Source organism: Oscillibacter sp. (genome assembly GCF_040505565.1).
GTDB lineage: Bacteria > Bacillota > Clostridia > Oscillospirales > Oscillospiraceae > Oscillibacter.
Genome location: NZ_JBEUWZ010000017.1, coordinates 1 through 18,304, shown reverse-complemented (window position 1 = coordinate 18,304; position 18,304 = coordinate 1). Strand labels below are relative to the sequence as shown.

Genomic DNA, 18,304 nt, shown 5'->3' with positions numbered 1-18,304 from the left:
AGTTACACCTCCCGGCATTATTATATCAGATAAAATACAATTAAATAGATACTTGATAGAAAAATTGATAAAAGCATCAGAGGAAGTCCGTACTTCAGGTATTTTCTAAAAGTCAACCTGTGGCCGTGCTTTTCCGCCAGACCGGCAACAATTACATTGGCGGAAGCACCGATCAGCGTGCCGTTGCCGCCGAGGCATGCGCCCAGGGAAATCGCCCACCAAAGCGGCGTTATGTCCATACCGCTATTCGCACCGATAGCTTTGATCAAGGGAATCAGGGTTGCCACAAAAGGAATATTGTCCAGAACGGACGAGGCCAGAGCGGAAAACCAAATCAAAATAATTCCGGTCAGCAGCAAATTATCCTTTGTCAGTCCCACCAGTATCGAAGCAAGGTCATTGATTAAGCCGACTTTCTCCAAGGCACCGACCAGGATAAAAAGACTGCCGAAAAAAAACAGGGTCGGCCATTCCACATTCGAGAAAACTTCGTCAATACTCTCCCGGCTCAACAAGAGAAGAAGCGCCGCGCCACTCAGTGCAACCAGAGCGGAAGGATAATCCAGTTGCTCGTGGAAGGAAAAGCCCAAAATGACAAGTCCCAACACAATCAGAGATTTTTTCAGCAGGACCGGATCCTTAATCGCCTTTTTCTCATCAAACTGTAAAATCTCCTGCGCTTTTTCCGGGCTAAGGACAAGCTGCTTCCGAAACAGAACTTTAAAAATTAATAATGTGACGGTAAAAACAATGGCGATGATCGGGCCCAGATTCATAATAAAATCCATAAAGCTCAAATTGGTGGCGCTACCGATCATGATGTTAGGTGGATCGCCAATCAGCGTCGCTGTACCACCCATATTGGAGGCCATGATCTCTGGGATCAGGAATGGCAGAGGTTCTAAGTTCAGCGTGTCTGTAATCACAAATGTCATCGGAACAATTAGTAATACAGTAGTGACGTTATCCAGAAACGCCGAGGTGACAGCGGTAATGATACTCAGGCTGAGAATGATTTTCCACGGATCGCCCTTCACTTTTTTCGACGCATAAATAGCGAGGTACTCAAAGATGCCCGTATTTTTCACGATGCCGACGATAATCATCATACCGACAAGTACACCCAGTGTATTAAAGTCGATGTAGCTCAGGGCTTGATCGAATGTCATGATCCCCAGCAGAAGAATAACACTGGCGCCTGCCATGGCGGCAATGGTTCGGTTTACCACCTCGCTCATTACAAGTGCCATCACAATAACAAAAATAGAAAGAGAGACAATTAGTTCCATAGACAATTTCCTTTACAGTGTTTTACTCAGTTGGTTTCTGTGCGGTACTGCGTCGTCCCAAGGTCTAGCATAAGAACATGTAAACGACAAAACCGTCGGACGCCCCTATGAATCTTTCAGACGAAAGCCAGAAACAAACGGATTCAATCAAAACTCTCGTATCGATTCCATCACAGTTTTAGAAATCAGCGCGATTACCCTAGAATAGCAGTCCCTTTTTCGTTTGTAAAGGTTATTATGAGACATTTTTGACCAAAACTTTTCCACTCAGCCGCAATCTTTCCGTGAGCTTTCCCAATACATTACGTTTCTTCTGGAAGCAGGAATTGCCAAAAATGAATGATTGGGACTTTGCCAGGCAGACTTGGATCACGCGCTGCTGATATCAACCGGGGCGGCCTCGGTCAGGATTACGTGTGCCACTGTATCGGTGCTCGTCCCGCTTAAAATTTAAACCCGGACTCTGTACTCTTCGCATCTGCTGCATGCGGCAAATCAAGCGGCTCCGCAGGTGACGCTGCGTTAAATTCGTTTTCCGCCACTACCCCCATAGAATGAAAGTTGACGCGTCTTAGGGACATATAAGCTTCGAGCAATGTTATGATCGTTGCAGAGCGGGCACAGCAAGCTGTGTTATTGACCTTCCATTCTCCCAACAGCGGCAATAGACATCTGTGCATTTTTTATACAGCGCGAAACGTTTTTTTGCCTCTCGCTCGTCTCCATATACCTTCCAGCAGCCAACGCACTTAAAATTTCCGGCCCGATTCTCAATAAATCCTCGTACATCCTCCGGCGGATAACCGAGAAACAACCCGATTTCATGAGGAAAGCTCCCGCAGCTGTTCAGCCTTCGTATCAGCTCTGAGAGACAATGCACAGGTTCTGCATTTTGATACCCATTCGCCGACAGCACTCTGCCGGCATCCATGTTGGCTAGATCCCGTCTCAGCTGCGCTGGTCGGAAAAGATAAATCAACACACGCCCGTTAAAATACCGTAGGGGAAGCGCGAACAGTCCTTTTGGTATGAAAGTCTGGTTGAGCAGGCGTATCTCACGAATGGTGTCCTCCTTGGAGGAATAGGGGCAGGAGATAAGGCTCCCGGTTTTTAACCCAGCCAGAGTGGGTGAACAAAATTTTATCAGTAGTTCTTCCAGCATAGACATCTCCGTTTTGGCGTTTTCTTTTAAAAATCTCTCCTCATTTTGTGTAGCACGGCGCGGTTATTATTCGCCGGCCTATAAATGATTGTTTCATAACTATGTGTACCCGGCATGGGCGAAATCTAACGGGTGAAAGTCCCGGGCACGCCCGGCGGCCGGAAGTGCATAGCCAAGAGCAAGGGCGCCCAGGCATGCTTTCTCCATACCCTGCGGCTCCGTGTATATGCCCGTTTATTTCACCGGCTATCTCCCCGAAACCAGGCCGACTGGCGGTGAAAGGTTCTCCGATCAGTCGGCCTGGTGGCGGGCGGAACGGCTAAATATGCTGATCAGTGCCGAATATAACGCCTTTTCCGGCTCTGTGCAGGCGGAGATCCGCAGCTTGGAGCAGCGCTTTGACACGGAAGCTGCCGCCAACGAGTCAATTGCATCCGGGCTGATAGCAGAAGGCCATCGGGATCAGGCGTTTGTCATTTTAAACAACCAGATGGATCGGCACACCATGCTCATCCAGGAGCTTGTGGAGCGCCAGACGGCAGCGATTCAGGGAAAGCTGCTTGCTCGCGGCGGTCTGTGTGGCCCCAGGGCAGATTTCCTGAGAGAGTATTCCCAACGGGTTGAAATACCTCTGCTGTAAAGTAAGTCTTTGCAGATTATAAGAAACGGTGGATACACGTGTATCCACCGTTTCTTGCTATTTACGAGGAGCTTTTATAATTCATTTTAAGGAGCGCTCTATCATGAAGCGTTTTGTGTCCTTTAAAATATCTGCGGGTCCCGGACTTGCTTTTCCGGCCCTCCGCAGTTAAAATGGAGAACAATTACATGGAACAGCAGAAAAAGCCTGCTTCTGTCCCGCTCCTGATCCTGGGCGAATGGGGTCTGCAGAATTTTTTACCAAAAAATACGCAGAATATGATGGAGCTGACCGAGCCCTGATGCGGCAAAGCCCACACCATTATTATCGGATAGTTTTCGGGTTCAGCCCTGGACCGGCTCGGAAAAACGTTTACAGGTTCAATATTTTCGGAGAATTGATCAGGAAAGCACTGGTCCGGCGCCAATTAAAAAGGGAAATGGGCCAAATCGACACCTGTCCAAACGCCCTTTGGATGCGATGATTCTCTGGTACTGCGCAAATGCTTTGGTCGGAATATGATGTAAAATGGAACCGCGAACCGGACAAGCCCGACCAAGAGGTCTCTGCCGGAAAAGCTATTTTAAGAAAGAATTGGTGCCGTATGCCTGGTATGCATGAAAATCAAGACAGATCTATCTCGATCAATTGGATGCCGGATCGGGCCTCCGGTGTTCCTTTGTACAGTCAGATCGTCAGCTATTTCAGCGAGAAAATTTCCCGTGGGGAGTGGATGAGTGGACAAAACATTCCCTCTCAGCGGCGGCTTTCCGAACTTTTCGGCGTGAACCGCAGTACCATCGTGGAGGCCATGGACGAGCTGGCCGCCATGGGATTAATTGAAGGATGCTTTGGCCGCGGCACCCGGATCGCCAACGACAGCTGGGCCTCGCTGATTCAGGTCAAGTCTCCCAACTGGAAGAGCTATATTACAGCGGGAGGCTTTCGCTCCAACATCCCCATGGTGCAAATCATCAACCGGCTGGAATTTGAAGAGGGGATTACCCGCATGAGTACGGGGGAACTCTCCCCCGATCTGGTGCAGGCAGAACTGACCCAAAAGGCGCTGGACAACCTGTCCGAGCACAAGCTCTTTATGAACTATCCGGATCCTTTGGGAATGCCGGATTTGCGCCGGGCGGTGCAGGCGCATCTGAGCCGGAGCGGCATCAACGTTCCGATCTCCTGCATCCTGATCGTCTCCGGCGCTCTTCAGGCGCTGCAGCTTATCTCCAACGGCATTGTCCAGTCCCGCTCCACGGTCTATGTTGAGGAGCCCTCCTATCTCAGGTCCTTGAATATTTTTCAGTCGGTCGGGGCGACGCTGACGAGTGTGCCCATGGATAAAAACGGGATCCAACCGTGGATGATCCACAATCAACCGCGGGAGGGAACCTACTCCCTTCTTTATACCATTCCGACCTACCAGAATCCCACCGGGGTCGTTATGCCCGAATCTCGGCGTCTGGAGGTCCTGAAATACTGTTCAGAACAGCACATGCCCATCATCGAGGACGACGTATTCTGCGACCTGTGGCTGGACGCCCCGCCCCCTCCGCCTATGAAGGCGGCGGATGAAAGCGGCGGCGTAGTTTACATCGGGAGCCTGTCCAAGTGCTTTTCCCCGGGACTGCGGCTGGGCTGGCTGGTGGGACCGGAGCCGGTTGTGGACCGGCTGGCGGACATCAAAATGCAGACAGACTACGGTGTCAGCGTTTTGACTCAGCAGGTGGTGGCGGAGCTGCTGAACAGCGGCATTTACTACCAGGGGCTCAACTCCGTCAGAGAGCAGCTGCGCAGGCGGCGGGATCTGATGCTGAGTCTGCTGGAGGAATTCTTCGGCGATTTGGCCGAATGGAACCGGCCCGCAGGCGGCTTTTTCGTATGGGTAAGGCTAAAAAATCAGGTTTCTGCCGAGCGTGTTTTCAACCTCGCTCTGAAGGAAAAACTGCTGGTCCCACCCGGCAACATCTACGACCCGCTCTATACCTCCCACATGCGCCTGACTTATGGATACCTCTCGATGGAGGAGATGTCGCGCAGTATGCGCCGTCTGGCGGAGATTGTGCGCAGCCTGCGGTAAATGCGGCTTTTCAGTGCCCTGCCGGTAAGGGGCTCCGTTCACGCAAGAAGTATATACTTGTCACAGGCAAAGACCCCGAACCGGAAAATATCCGGTTTGGGGTCTTTGTATTCTGCCATTTGTGCAATGCCTCCTGAATAATTCAAGGCACCTTGTATCGCAAGATGGCAGCGGCTATTTGCATTTATAACTTTTAATTTTATTACAGAAGAATCAGCTTTTGCTCAGTTGATATTATATAACAAAAAAGAGCCGCTTTCCACAAAATTTGGTTGCTTTGATTCTTGACATTTGGTCGGTTACAAAACTCCGGTACGCCGATATAATGAGTACAATCCGTAGAGCAGAATCCTTGGATTATGTTAAGAACGCCAACTTTTTAAAGGAGAGAATGAATATGGGGAATCTGGATAATAGAATTGCTGTTGTTACCGGCGCCGCACAGGGAATCGGAAACGGGAGCGCCAAGGTGCTGGCCAGGCATGGCGCCACGGTAATTCTTGTGGATTTTGCGGAATCCGTTGAGGCTGCCGCAGAGGAGATCGGCACCATGGGCTACAAGGCTGCTGCAAAGCGCGTGGACGTCAGCAATTTGGATGCCGTACAGAAAATGGTGGACGAGATCATCGCCGAATACGGTAAGATCGATATTCTTTTCAACAACGCTGGTGTGAACCGCCGCGTCAAGTTTGAAAACCTCGACACGAAGACCCGCGACTTTATTTTCGGCGTCAACATCAACGGAGTCTGGAACATGGCCCGGGCCGTGTATCCGTACATGCTGAAGGCCAACTATGGCCGCATCATCAATACCTCATCCGTCACCGGTGTCAAGGTGGTGGACGAGGGCCAGACGACGTACTCCATGACCAAGGGCGCCGTCCTGTCCTTTACCAAGGCGCTGGCATACGAGGCAGGCCCTCACGGCATCACCGTCAACGCGGTTCTGCCCGGCTGGGTCCGCACGCCGAAGGTGGAGCAGGTGGCCGCCGACAGCCGTCCCGAGGATCCCGAGGGCGCACTGAGCGATATGGCGAAGTTCATTCCGCTTAAGCGGCTGTGCAGCATTGAGGAGATCGGAGATCTGGTGGCCTTTCTGGCTTCTGATGACGCCAAGTACATCACTGGTACGGAAATGATAATCGACGGCGGCAGCACCCTTCCCGAGACCTTCGATATTCTCCACGCATAAGTCCATCCCGCGCTGATCCGCGACACGCCGGACCTTATTGTGGGAAGCGTCTTCACATCCACCATGCTCTCGGCTTTTTCTGCCGATTCTGGGTGCGCTGTTTCTAACGCAGTCACTTAAGCACGGCCAATGGCCGCAAACCTATTAGGAGGCGAACAAAATGATGCAGTATCCATACATCCCCAACAGCAACGAGGCTGTACGCAAGGAGATGCTGGACTTCATCGGCGCAAAATCCGTTGAAGAGCTCTATTCGTTTATTCCGGATGAGGTTCGGATGAAGAAACCTCTAAACCTTCCGGAGCCCTGCACTTCTGAGATTTCCCTCAAGAAGTACATGGACGGCATTCTAAAGAAGAACAGCTCCTGTGAGGAGAACATCAGCTTTTTGGGCGCGGGCTGCTACAACCACTATGTCCCCGCCGTGTGCGATGAGATCAACGGCCGATCCGAGTTTCTGACCGCTTACAGCGGTGACACTTACGCCGATCACGGCAAGCTCCAGGCCTTTTTCGAGTTTACCAGCATGATGGGCGAACTGCTGGACATGGACGTGGTGGGATTTCCCACCTACGACGGCGGACAGGCGGCCTCCACCGCGATCATGATGTCCCGCCGCATCAACGGCCGCAGCACCGCTCTGGTGCCCGCGTCCATGAATCCGGGCCTTTATTCCCAGCTCGCGTGCTACTGCGAGGGCATGAAGCTCGTGAAGATCGCCAGCTGCTCTAACGGCCAGCTAGATTTGAAGGATCTGCAGAGCAAGCTGAACGACGACGTTGCCTGCGTCTTCATCCAGAACCCGGCCTTCCTGGGCTTTTTTGAAGAGCAGAGCGGCGAGATCGGCAAGCTGGCCCACTCCGTCGGCGCAGAGTACGTCGTCTATGCCGATCCTTCATCGCTGGGCATTATCCTGCCTCCCGCGGATTACGGCGCGGACATTGCCTGCGGCGAGATTCAGCCTTTGGGTGTTCATATGAGCTACGGTGCCGGTCTGGGCGGCTATCTGGCGACCCGACAGGAAGAAAAGTACGTCATGAATTACCCGCATCATCTCTACAACATCTTCCGCAACTCCAGAGGCCAGTTCGGCTATGCCCGCGCTCTGCCGGAGCGCACCAGCTACTTTGCCCGGGAGGAGGCTGTGGAGTACCTAGGCACGTGCGTGGGTCTGTGGGCCGTCACGGCGGCGACCTATCTCGCGGTCATGGGCCCGGCGGGCATGAAGGAACTGGGTGAAAACATTCTCTACAAGAGTAATTATGCCGAAATGAAGCTGTCCGGTCTGAAGGGGGTCCGGCTCCCCTATTCCGCCAGCTACAGCTTTGTGGAATTCGTGGTAAATTTTGACGGCACCGGTAAGACGGTGTCCGAGATTAACAAGGCGCTGCTTAGCACCGGAATTTTCGGCGGCTACGATCTGAGCCGCGAGATGCCGGAGCTGGGCCAGTCCATGCTGGTGTGTGTCACGGAGAAGACCGAACTCTCCGACATCGACGCCCTGGCGGATGCTCTGGCAAAGATTCTGTAAGGAGGGAACAACCGTGTCTTATTCGAAACTGCGGAATTTTCACGAGGCTCAATGGGACGAGCCTGTCATTTTTGAAGAGAGTGTACCTGGCAGCCGCAGCATGCTGATTCCGGACGTGTCCGGAGCAGCCGAGCCCGTCACCGGCGACGTAAATTCGCTGCTGCCGGCCGGCTTGAAGCGTGCCCGGAAGCCCGCGCTGCCCGAAATGGCGCAACCTCAGGTGCTCCGCCACTACCTGCGGCTCTCTCAGGAGACCATCGGCCAGGACATCAATATCGACATTGGCCTGGGCACCTGTACCATGAAATACAGCCCCAAAATCAACGAGCAGTTCGTCCGTTCTCCCAAGTTCGCGGAGATGCATCCCTATCAGGACGACAGCACCGCGCAGGGCACTTTGAAGGTCATTTATGATTTTGAGCAGATCATGAAGGAGATATCCGGACTGGACGCAGTCTCGTTCCAGGCCGGCGGCGGCGGTCAGGGCATCTACGCCAACGCGGCCGTTCTGAAAAAATACTTCCGCGACCGGGGTGAGGAGAATCAGCGTACCCAGATCATCACCACCATCCTCTCTCATCCCCTGGACAGCGCCGCTCCCGCCACGAAGGGCTTTGAAGTAATCAGTCTCTATCCCGACGCCAACGGCTATCCCAGCCTGGAAAATTTGAAGGCGGTCGTCTCCGAGAAGACGGCGGGCATTTTTATCACCAACCCCGAGGACACCGGCGTTTTTAACCCCATCGTCCGTCAGTTCGTGGAAGTCGTTCACGAAGCGGGTGGCCTGTGCGTATGCGACATGGCGGACTATAATGGCCTGTTCGGTCTGGTCCGCGCCAAGGAACTGGGAGCCGATATGTGCCACTTCAATCTGCACAAGGCTTTTTCCTCCCCCCATGGCTGCATGGGTCCCGGCTGCGCCGCCCAGTGCGTCAGCGCCGACCTTGAGAAATATCTGCCCCGCCCCCGCGTCCGTTTTGACGGAGAGAGCTACTATACCGACTATAACGGTCCCTCCTCCGTTGGGAAGATCCGTCAGTTCCAAGGCTCTCTGGCGGCGGTGCTTCGCGCCTACGCATGGGTGATGAGCCTGGGACGCGACGGTCTGAAGACCGTCGGCGAGACCGCCATCCTGAACAATAACTATATGATGAAGCGCGTCCTAAGCGAAGTCCGCGGCATCTCCATGCCTTGGTCCGAGGAGGCCCCCAACCGTTTGGAGCAGGTCCGCTACAGCTTTGAAAAACTGCTGGAGGACACCGGTGTCAGCGCAGAGCACGTAAACCGCCACATGCTGGACTTCGGTTTCCAGCGCTTTTTCCCCAGCCATCACCCCCTGATTGTGCCCGAGCCCTATACACCGGAACCCACGGAATCCTACTCCAAGGACGACATCGACGAGTATGTCTCCGCGCTGAAAAAGATCAGCGACGAGGCGTACAGCACACCGAAGGTGGTCCTCACAGCTCCCCACAACGGCCCGATCTCCCCGTTGGAGAACGACTCCATTGAGCACGTTGACCAGCTTGCGGTAACCTGGCGCGCGTACCAGAAGCAAAATGGAAGCCACTAAGACGCTCGGACTGATTATCAATCCGATTGCCGGTATGGGCGGCAAGGTGGCTTTGAAGGGTACCGACGGTGAGAAAATTCTCGCCGCAGCCCGTGACAGGGGGGCGGTACCTGAATCTGCGGCAAAGGCGGAGCGGGCATTGAAAGCGCTTGTCCCTTACCGCAGCGGTCTTCTGATTCGCACGGCTTCCGGCGCCATGGGCGAGACCCTGTGCCGGAAGCTGGGGCTGCCCTGTGAGGTCGTTTATCAAGCGGGTGAGACAACATCCGCCGCCGACACCGTCGCTGCCGCTGCCGCCATCCGCGACAAGGGCGCCGCCCTGCTGCTGTTCGCGGGCGGAGACGGAACTGCCCGCAATATCTGTGAGGCGGTCGGTGGGAAGTTTCCTGTGCTCGGAATCCCCGCCGGCGTCAAAATTCAGTCCGCCGTGTTCGCGCTGCATCCGGAATCTGCCGGTTTCATTGCGGCCAAAATTGCCCAGAATATTCATATGTCCATGGTTCAGCGGGAGGTAGTGGATCTGGACGAGGACGCCTATCGCTCGGGCCGCGTTCGCGCCGCGCTGTTTGGTTCCATGCTGGTACCGGATCAGCCCAACGACCTGCAGTGCATGAAGCAAAGCGGCTTTTCCTCCGAGGAAAATCAGCTCCGCGGCATCGCCTCCTATCTCTGCGACCATCTGGAGCCGGGCGTTTTTTACGCCGTTGGCTCCGGCTCCACCGCCAAGTGCATCTCACGTCTGCTGGAGGTGGAGTACGAGCTTCTGGGTGTGGATATTATCCAAGACCGGAAGCTGGTTGAAAAAGACGTGACAGAAGAGCGCCTTTGGTCTTACGCCCAGACGGGCAGACTGAAAATTATTGTCTCGCCGATCGGCGGGCAAGGCTTCCTCTTTGGGCGGGGGAACCACCAGTTCAGCGCCCGCGTACTGCACGCGGTGGGCAGGGAAAGCCTCCTCGTCATTGCCGGGGAGTCAAAGCTGGTTTCCATCCCGCACCACCGGCTGCACGTGGACTGCGGCGACCCGGAAATCTGCCGGGAGCTGCAGGGTTACTACAACGTTCTGTGTGGGTACGGCAGATATTACTCTCTGCTTTGTGAATATTGATTAAAACTTGGATGGCTTAAACCACGACATTTGGTTGTGGCGGAATTTGCCGAAAGGTGCAATAATGCAATAAAGTAATAAAGCAATAAAGTAAAACGCACCTGCATATTTTCCGGTTTCCCGAAATTGCTGTTCGTGCCGTCTGGTATAGACGCGGGGCGGCGGCTCTTTGAAGCCGTCCGGATGAAGGAGGAGGAAAATCATGGCGACAGCATATGTCAACGGCACAGTTTACACCATGAAGGCGGAAGGCGACCGATGCAGCGCCTTTGTGGTGGAAGGCGATAAATTCCTGTACTGCGGCACGGAAGAAGAGGCGAGGCGTCTGGCGGGCGGCAATGTTGTGGATCTCCATGGTGCGACGGTGCTGCCCGGCATGATCGACACCCACCAGCATCTGTTTGCCTACGCCAGGGATCGGCTGAAGCTGAATCTCAAAAAGGCGGAGTCCTTTGAGCAGCTTCTGGAACTGATCCGCCGCCGGGCTGAGGAAACGCCCGATGGGCAGTGGATCCTCGGCACCGGCTTCGACCATGAAAAATTTACCGACCGCAAGGTTTTGCCCACCAGAGAGGATTTGGATCGGGTCTGTCCCAATAATCCTCTGATGATTACCCGCTATTGCCTGCATGTGAACGTGGCCAACTCCCTGGCTCTGAAGGCCGGCGGGATCGGCCCCGGCTTTCGCCCCAAGGTGGCCGGCACGGTGGAGTTCCGGCCCGACGGCCAGCCCACCGGCACGCTGCGGGACGCGGCTGCGGCGGATGTCATGGCACTGATTCCCGATCCCCTCTCCACGCAGGAAGGACGTAAGGATGCGGTGGAGGCAGCCTGCCGCGAGCTCAACAGCCACGGACTGACGGGCGTTCACGCCATTCAGGGCCTGCACTGCAACCTTCCGGAATTTACCGACGTCTATCAGGATTTGTCCGACGAGGGCCGCCTGACCGCACGGGTTTTTCTCGGCTTTGACCGGTTGCCCGGCTGCTCCATCCGTACGGGGCTGGGCGACGACATGGTCAAATATGGCTTTTACAAACTCTACGTGGACGGAAACATGGGCGGACGCACGGCGCTGCTGACGCAGCCCTATGAGGATGATTCTTCCACCTGCGGCATTCCCAACTACACGCAGGAGGAGTTGGACGCTCAGGTGAAGCTGGCCTATGACCTGCACATTCAGGTTGGCGCCCACGTCATCGGTGACAAGGCTGCCGAGATGCTGACCACCGCCATTGAACGCGCCCGGGCCGACCGGCCCAACGCCGATCCCCGTTGTTTCCGCATGATCCATATGTCCCTTTTGAATCAGGACGTGGTGGACCGCATCGCCAAGCTGCCGGTAGTGGTGGACATTCAGCCCATGTTTGTCTCCACCAACGTCCATTGGTCGGAGACTCGCGTGGGGCATGAGCGATCCAAATACCATTACTGCTGGAGGAAGTTGTTGGACAACGGCATGATCCTGACGGCAGGCTCCGATTCCCCCTGCGAGTCCTATGCCCCCATGGATGGTGTTTATGCCATTACCACCCGTCAGGGAATGGATGGCTGGCCTGCGGGCGGCTGGTTTCCGGAGGAGCGCGTTACGGTTTATGAGGCCGTTTCCATGTATACGCGAAACGCCGCCTTCGTCTCTTACGAGGAGGACATCAAGGGTACCATTGAGCCCGGCAAACTGGCGGACTTTGTGCTGCTGGACGCGGACGTGTTTCACACGGATCCGGAAAAAATCAAGGACATTGGCATCAAGAAGACTTACCTGGGCGGACAGCTCGTTTACTCGCGCGCCTGACTTCGTGTCGGATACGCCAAGCGTATTTGATAATAAAGCAAGAGGACCCAAAACTGTGAGGAGGATTGTGATGAGAAAGTTATTTTGCCTATTTCTTTCCCTGGCGATGGTCGCCGCTGTTCTGACCGGCTGCGGGAGCGGCAGCACTGACAAGACCCCCACGTCTGCAGGTAGCAGCGCCTCGGCATCTTCCAGCTCCAGCTCTAGTTCCAGTTCCACACCCGTAGAAGTGAAAACCAAGGTCACCTCCACCGACAAGATCACCATCCGCGTCGCGTACGACGTTGCAGAATCCCACCCCTCTCATAAGGCCACCGTCGAAAAATTCAAGGCCATGCTGGAGCAGGGCTCCAACGGTAACATCACCGTCGAACTGTACCCCAACTCTCAGCTGGGCTCTCTGGCTGAGAATATGGAGTCCATGCGGATTGGCGATCTGGAGATGGCCTATTTGAACGACGGCACGATCTCAGCTTCCGTTCCCGAGTTCAGCGTGGTAGGCCTGCCCTATCTGTGGACCTCCATCGATGCCGCGCATGATGCGCTGGACGGTGACTTCGGCCAATATCTGAGCCAGAAGCTGCTGGATACCTGCAACATCATCAACCTCGGCTATGCGGACGTGGGCTTCCGCAACATCACCAACAGCAAAAAGGAAATTAAGATCCCCGACGATCTGAAGGGCCTGAAGATCCGCACCATGACCAACCCCCTGCATGTGGAGTATTTCACCGCTCTGGGCGCTATCCCCACCCCCATGTCCTTCAGCGAGCTGTTCACCGCGCTCCAGCAGAAGACTGTGGACGGGCAGGAGAACCCCACCGCGCTGATCTACAACAATGGTATCTATGAGGTCCAGAAGTATATGACCATCACCGAGCACGTCTGGACCAGCTGCCCGATGTGCATTGCCGCCGATTTCTTCAACGGCCTGCCCTCCGACTATCAGGAACTGATTAAGGAAGCCGCCGCGGCCACGATCTCCTATCAGCGTGAGCTCATCACTCAGCAGAACGCGGACCTTGCCTCCAAGATTGAAGAGGCCGGCGTGAAAGTCACCACTCTGACCGACGATGAGAAAGCGGCCTTCAAGAAGGTTGCTGAGGACTCTGTTTACAAAACAGCCGCAAAGGATTACGGTCAGGATCTGATTGACATGGCCGCAGCCCACAATAAGTAAGAAGCGTAAAAGCGAACAGATGGGAATCTGTATGGGGGCTTTGGGCCCCCATACAGCCCATTAGAGAGAGGAGCGCCAACTTTTTCATGAAAGTTATGCATTTTTTAAATGAAAAGCTGGAGGAAATTTTTCTGGTGGTCTTGATGATCGCCGCCACCGTTCTGGTCTTCGCACAGGTTTTTACTAGGTACATTTTAAAGATTCCCCTGCCCTGGAGCGAAGAGATTGCCCGCTACATGTTCCTCTGGCTGACGTGGGTCGGTGCCTCCTTTGCAACGAAGGAGCGCAAGCACGTCAACATTGACGTCGTCTATCAAAAGCTTTCCCGGGCGGGACAGAAGACCTGTACCGTTCTTTCCACCCTCATCTGGCTTGCTTTCGTGTGCATCATGGTCTATATCTCCGTGAAGCTGACCGTCAGCGTCGCAAGCGGCGGCCAGATCGCCGTAGGTAGCGGACTGCGCATGTGGATCCCCTATGCCTCCATCCCCACCGGAATGATCCTGATGCTGTTCCGACTGCTTCAGAACTGCGTCCATGATCTCAGAGCCGCATCTCAGGCGAAAAAGGAAGGCGGTGAAGACTGATGGCATTGAATATTTTAATTCTGTTTGGCGTAATGTTCGTGCTGATGGTTATCGGTGCACCGATCGCCGTCTCTCTGGGCGTTGCGACCATCACCACCATGGTCTGCACCACCAATATCGGTCTGACTACTATCGGCACGGCCTGCTTCAGCGGCCTGGACTCCTTCCCGCTGATGGCCATTCCGTTCTTTATTCTGGCCGGCAATCTGATGAAATCAGGGGGTATCTCGCGAAGAATTCTTAGCTTCGCAGACGCGCTGGTCGGCTCCGTCACCGGCAGCACCGGCATGGTCACGGTTGTTGCGTCCATGTTCTTCGCCGCGCTGTCCGGCTCCTCTCCGGCCACCGTGACCGCCATCGGCGGCATTACGATCCCGGAGATGAAGAAGGAGGGCTATGAGCCCGCCTACGCCACCGCGTTGGCCGCCGCGGCCGGAACCATCGGCGTCATCATTCCCCCCAGCATTCCCTTTGTCATCTACGGCGTCGCGGCGCAGTGCTCCATCTCCGACCTGTTTCTGGCCGGCATTATCCCCGGCGTCATGATCGGCGTTGTGCTGATGGGTGTCAACTACTTTATCGCGAGGAAACATCATTACGGCACCAAGAAAGAGTTCTCCGCGAAGAACCTTTTCACCTCGTTCCGCACCTCCATCTGGGCGCTGCTGGTGCCCGTCATCATCTTGGGCGGTATTTACGGCGGCATCTTCACGCCGACTGAATCCGCCGTCGTGGCCATCGTCTACTCCCTCATCATTGGTGTCTTTGTATACAAGGAGTTGAATCTGAAGACCATTTATGAGGCTGTGCGCGACACCGTTTTGATTAACGGCCAGACGACCTTCCTGGTGGGTATCTCCATGTCCTTCGCCCGTTTCCTGACCATGTCCCAGGTTCCCGCCACCATCGCCGGAAGCATCCTAAATATCAGCAACCCCGTTCTAATTCTGCTGGTAATTAACGCGTTTCTGCTGGTCGTAGGCTGCTTCATCGATAACATCTCCTCCTGCGTCATTCTGACGCCCATTCTGCTGCCTATCGTGCTGGGAATCGGAATGAGTCCTATTCAGTTTGGTATTGTCATGACGGTGAACCTGGCCATTGGCTTTATTACACCGCCATACGGCTGCAACCTGTTCTTCGCCTCAGCCATCTCCAATGTGCCGGTTACGAGGATCGCCGCAAAGATTCTGCCCATGATCCTGGTTATGATTGGCGTTTTGATGTTGCTGACCTTCATTCCCGCACTGAGTATTGGCATTTTGGGATAACCTACCAGTTTCATGAAAAAGCCCCGGCGTGTCAAAAACACGCCGGGGCTTTTTCAAAACCGGACCGAAAAGATATCATGGAAGTGCAGAAGACAAGCACCCCAAATGTGATAGAATCAAAGGAAGAACAAGGTAGTATTTGCGATGCGCCGCTTTCTGAGAACGAGTGCCGGCGGAAAAGAGACTGCCAAGCTGCGGAGAGGCCGCGATTCACGACATATCTTTATGTCCTCCATAATTAAAAACGTAGTCGCTTTTTGTTTGTAACCTGTTATATCCTGTGTTAGAATTATTTATCAGTTCTAAAAGTAGCCTTTACGAAACAAAAGGAGCAGACCGATGATTCGTATTGCACTCTGTGACGACGAATTGCAGCAGCTTGAGCGAGCTAAGGGCTTGCTCAAGCAATATGCTTTTGAACACTCGCAATATGATATAAGAATTCATTCCTTTGCTGCGCCGCTAGATCTGCTTTCTTTTGTGTCAGCAAATGGTGGATTTGATTTATTGCTGCTTGATGTCTATATGGACGGTATTCTAGGAACAGATGCAGCACGAGAACTACGAGACATGGGTGATAAGTGCCAGATAATCTTTCTGACCACCTCGCGTGACCATGCGATAGACGCCTTTTCACTGGATGCCGCACATTATTTGGTTAAGCCATATTCTGAGAAGGGGTTCTTTTCGGCGCTTGACAAGGTGATGGATAAGCTCACAAAAAAAGACGAAGTTTATATTACAATCAAATCAACGGATGGTATCAGCCGTGTGGACTTAAACAAGCTCGTATACTCTGAAACAGAGAACCATGTTCAGAAATTATATCTGTCGGACGGCAAAGTTATCAGTGTTCGCAAATCCTCAACCGAGCTATTCGAATTGCTCGAAGAAGAGCCCCGTTTTTACAAATGTGGCAGTACCTATATCATAAATATGGACTATATCGTAGAGCTCTCGTCCAAAGACGTGGCTTTTTCCTCAGGCGCTAGGATTCCGATTCTTAGCCGGAAATATATGGAGCTAAAAAAGCTGTACATGGATTACAGCTGCCGCTTCTGAAAGGGGGGCCTTATGCGTATATTATTAGGTTTATTGGTTCTCTTTAGGTTTTTACAGACGGCAGCTTATATCAGTCTGTTTTTCTTTTCGCTCATAAAGCTGAAGGGGCCGAAAAGAAAACGGGTCGCAATTACAGTTGCGATTTATGTTGCGGTTGCCGGGGCATATTGTGCCTTCCTACTTGTACATGGGCAGGAGCTTGCGGAACGACTGATTGTACCCGTCGAAATTGGGTTGTGTCTGATTTTGCTTATCATTTGTTCTGCGGATAAATGGGCCATATCGCTTTTTGTCATGTTTACGCAGTTCAATTTATATCTTGGGATCTGTTATCTTTCGGATGTGTGCACCACGGAAGCCTCGGGGCTTACCTATCAGATTGAATATTTCATATACCGGACTGTGCTGTTCGGCGCACTTTTGTTTTTTAATTTCAAATGTCTGCGTCCTCACTTCCGCAGGCTGGTAGAGGTCCTGGGAAAAGAGTGGCAATTCATCACTCTGGCCGCCTTCTTCTTCTACGTTCTCGAGGCAGTTATTCTATATTACCCGCGTTTTTACTGGTATGAGGCGGACAACCGCTGGTATCTCGTTGCAAGCTCTTATCTGGTGTTTTTCAGCGTCTACTGGCTGATTTTTCGATCGATCGGTGCAATTGTGGGGAAATATGAGGCTCAGGAGCGGGAAAGAATCCTTGCTCAGCAAAACAAGCTGTGGGAGGAACAGTTGGAGGAGCAGAAAAATGCCGTCAATGCTGCCCGTCGCGACCGTCATGATCTTCGCCATCACTATGACACGCTTTTGTCTATGCTGGAGGGCGGAAAAACACAGGAAGCCGTGTCTTATCTGACTGCACAGACGCAGAGAACGGAGAGCGTCGTTCTGTCGGACGTTTGCCAGCATCCTGCAGCGAATGCCATCCTGTCAAGATGGGCGGCTCGGGCAAGGGAGAACGGCATCAAAACGGAAATAGACGCGAACATTCCCGCAAATCTTCCGATGGACGAGGTTGCGCTGGCCGGCATTCTTGCCAACTCCTTTGAAAATGCCGTGGAGGGCTGCCTGCGCACACCTGAAGGCACGGTGAGATTTATCACCGTAAACATCGCCTATTCCGTTTATAACGGAGCCGGAAAGCTTTACATTGCATTCAAAAACGCCTGCACGGATAACGTCGTTTTTGAAAGCGACCTGCCAAAATCACAAAAGCCAGGCGGCGGAACCGGGACAAGGAGCATCCGCTACACCGCTGAGCGGTACAACGGCATGGTGGAATTTGCCGCACAAGACGGTGTATTCAGGACGCGCGTACTTCTCCACTTATGAAAGCTAGACCAATCATCGACCTATTTCTACAGTTACGCCAAATATTCTGCAATAGCGCCACGGCCGAAAAACGGCCGTGGCGCTATTGCAGAATTCATGCTAAGAAGTCAGCTCTGAAGAAGCAATAGATTGCTTCCTTTTGGCAATCTCCCGCACGAGTCACTTCTTTCGGGTCTCTTCATTCTATATCATGCTTAAGTTTTCTAAGCCGCGGTTGACAAATAGTTGACAGTTAACCGGCAAACACGAGTTCTCTAGCGCTAAAGTTAATGTAACCTGACGCGCTATTCATTTTGCATAAAGGCCAACCCACACGCATCCCTCACAGTCGGAATCAGGTCCGGCGTGTAAACTATCAGTTACAACAGATCAAATTCATTAAATGTGGTCGTATCAGCCAGGCAACTTCTGACCTGCGCAAAGGTTTGTTGACCTTATAACGCATATGAGGGTCACTTGAAATACAACTCCTTTATCTGTTGGGTAGGCATTTTTTTGCCCGTCC

The 18,304-nt window shown here is 53.3% G+C and carries 14 protein-coding genes; 12 read left to right on the top strand and 2 right to left on the bottom strand.

Annotation, left to right across the window (positions count from 1 at the left end):
• Nucleotides 1-20: 20 nt before the first annotated feature.
• The gene (locus ABWQ15_RS09440) at nt 21-1,289 is read right to left on the bottom strand and encodes an ArsB/NhaD family transporter (protein ID WP_353908523.1); all 1,269 of its coding nucleotides are present in this window, start codon (nt 1,287-1,289) and stop codon (nt 21-23) included.
• A 598-nt stretch (nt 1,290-1,887) separates the two neighbouring features.
• Nucleotides 1,888-2,451, bottom strand: a complete 564-nt coding sequence (locus ABWQ15_RS09435) for a DUF3793 family protein (protein ID WP_353908522.1) — start codon at nt 2,449-2,451, stop codon at nt 1,888-1,890.
• Between the two features lie 325 nt (nt 2,452-2,776).
• Here ABWQ15_RS09435 and ABWQ15_RS09430 point away from each other — a divergent pair, with 325 nt between their 5' ends.
• The 12 genes from ABWQ15_RS09430 to ABWQ15_RS09375 all read left to right on the top strand — a co-directional run bounded on the left by ABWQ15_RS09430 (nt 2,777) and on the right by ABWQ15_RS09375 (nt 17,799).
• Entirely contained in the window at nt 2,777-3,091 is a 315-nt protein-coding gene (locus tag ABWQ15_RS09430) for a hypothetical protein (RefSeq protein WP_353908521.1), read from the top strand.
• 604 nt (nt 3,092-3,695) lie between these two features.
• Nucleotides 3,696-5,174: an aminotransferase-like domain-containing protein gene (locus ABWQ15_RS09425; RefSeq protein WP_353908520.1), complete on the top strand. Its 1,479-nt coding sequence runs from the start codon at nt 3,696-3,698 to the stop codon at nt 5,172-5,174.
• 397 nt (nt 5,175-5,571) lie between these two features.
• Entirely contained in the window at nt 5,572-6,366 is a 795-nt protein-coding gene (locus tag ABWQ15_RS09420) for a glucose 1-dehydrogenase (protein ID WP_353908519.1), read from the top strand.
• A 160-nt stretch (nt 6,367-6,526) separates the two neighbouring features.
• Nucleotides 6,527-7,897, top strand: coding sequence for an aminomethyl-transferring glycine dehydrogenase subunit GcvPA (gcvPA, locus tag ABWQ15_RS09415; RefSeq protein ID WP_353908518.1), 1,371 nt, complete (start codon nt 6,527-6,529; stop codon nt 7,895-7,897).
• Nucleotides 7,898-7,910: 13 nt separating this feature from the next.
• Complete coding sequence (gene gcvPB / locus ABWQ15_RS09410; protein ID WP_353908517.1) at nt 7,911-9,470, top strand: aminomethyl-transferring glycine dehydrogenase subunit GcvPB; 1,560 nt, start codon at nt 7,911-7,913, stop codon at nt 9,468-9,470.
• Nucleotides 9,457-10,578 carry an ATP-NAD kinase family protein gene (locus ABWQ15_RS09405; protein WP_353908516.1) on the top strand — a complete coding sequence of 374 codons (1,122 nt, stop codon included), beginning with the start codon at nt 9,457-9,459 and terminating at the stop codon, nt 10,576-10,578. The genes gcvPB and ABWQ15_RS09405 overlap by 14 nt, the downstream gene beginning before the upstream one ends.
• A 202-nt stretch (nt 10,579-10,780) precedes the next feature.
• Nucleotides 10,781-12,373, top strand: a complete 1,593-nt coding sequence (locus ABWQ15_RS09400; RefSeq protein WP_353908515.1) for an amidohydrolase — start codon at nt 10,781-10,783, stop codon at nt 12,371-12,373.
• Nucleotides 12,374-12,443: 70 nt separating this feature from the next.
• A complete protein-coding gene (locus ABWQ15_RS09395; protein ID WP_353908514.1) occupies nt 12,444-13,553 on the top strand; it encodes a TRAP transporter substrate-binding protein in 1,110 nt (369 codons plus the stop codon).
• Between the two features lie 86 nt (nt 13,554-13,639).
• The gene (locus tag ABWQ15_RS09390) at nt 13,640-14,140 is read left to right on the top strand and encodes a TRAP transporter small permease (RefSeq protein ID WP_353908513.1); all 501 of its coding nucleotides are present in this window, start codon (nt 13,640-13,642) and stop codon (nt 14,138-14,140) included.
• Nucleotides 14,140-15,411: a TRAP transporter large permease gene (locus ABWQ15_RS09385; protein WP_353908512.1), complete on the top strand. Its 1,272-nt coding sequence runs from the start codon at nt 14,140-14,142 to the stop codon at nt 15,409-15,411. Before ABWQ15_RS09390 ends, ABWQ15_RS09385 begins: the two co-directional genes overlap by 1 nt.
• 339 nt (nt 15,412-15,750) lie before the next feature.
• Nucleotides 15,751-16,473: a LytR/AlgR family response regulator transcription factor gene (locus ABWQ15_RS09380; RefSeq protein WP_353908511.1), complete on the top strand. Its 723-nt coding sequence runs from the start codon at nt 15,751-15,753 to the stop codon at nt 16,471-16,473.
• Between the two features lie 246 nt (nt 16,474-16,719).
• Nucleotides 16,720-17,799: a sensor histidine kinase gene (locus tag ABWQ15_RS09375; RefSeq protein ID WP_353908510.1), complete on the top strand. Its 1,080-nt coding sequence runs from the start codon at nt 16,720-16,722 to the stop codon at nt 17,797-17,799.
• Nucleotides 17,800-18,304 lie beyond the last annotated feature (505 nt).

Coding starts and splice junctions, on each gene's coding strand:
- ABWQ15_RS09400 (WP_353908515.1), top strand. CDS start 10,781: ATGGCGACAGCATATGTCAACGGCACAGTTTACACCATGAAGGCGGAA.
- ABWQ15_RS09430 (WP_353908521.1), top strand. CDS start 2,777: ATGCTGATCAGTGCCGAATATAACGCCTTTTCCGGCTCTGTGCAGGCG.
- ABWQ15_RS09390 (WP_353908513.1), top strand. CDS start 13,640: ATGAAAGTTATGCATTTTTTAAATGAAAAGCTGGAGGAAATTTTTCTG.
- ABWQ15_RS09425 (WP_353908520.1), top strand. CDS start 3,696: ATGCCTGGTATGCATGAAAATCAAGACAGATCTATCTCGATCAATTGG.
- gcvPA (WP_353908518.1), top strand. CDS start 6,527: ATGATGCAGTATCCATACATCCCCAACAGCAACGAGGCTGTACGCAAG.
- ABWQ15_RS09435 (WP_353908522.1), bottom strand. CDS start 2,451: ATGCTGGAAGAACTACTGATAAAATTTTGTTCACCCACTCTGGCTGGG.
- ABWQ15_RS09385 (WP_353908512.1), top strand. CDS start 14,140: ATGGCATTGAATATTTTAATTCTGTTTGGCGTAATGTTCGTGCTGATG.
- ABWQ15_RS09440 (WP_353908523.1), bottom strand. CDS start 1,289: ATGGAACTAATTGTCTCTCTTTCTATTTTTGTTATTGTGATGGCACTT.
- ABWQ15_RS09395 (WP_353908514.1), top strand. CDS start 12,444: ATGAGAAAGTTATTTTGCCTATTTCTTTCCCTGGCGATGGTCGCCGCT.
- ABWQ15_RS09420 (WP_353908519.1), top strand. CDS start 5,572: ATGGGGAATCTGGATAATAGAATTGCTGTTGTTACCGGCGCCGCACAG.
- ABWQ15_RS09380 (WP_353908511.1), top strand. CDS start 15,751: ATGATTCGTATTGCACTCTGTGACGACGAATTGCAGCAGCTTGAGCGA.
- ABWQ15_RS09405 (WP_353908516.1), top strand. CDS start 9,457: ATGGAAGCCACTAAGACGCTCGGACTGATTATCAATCCGATTGCCGGT.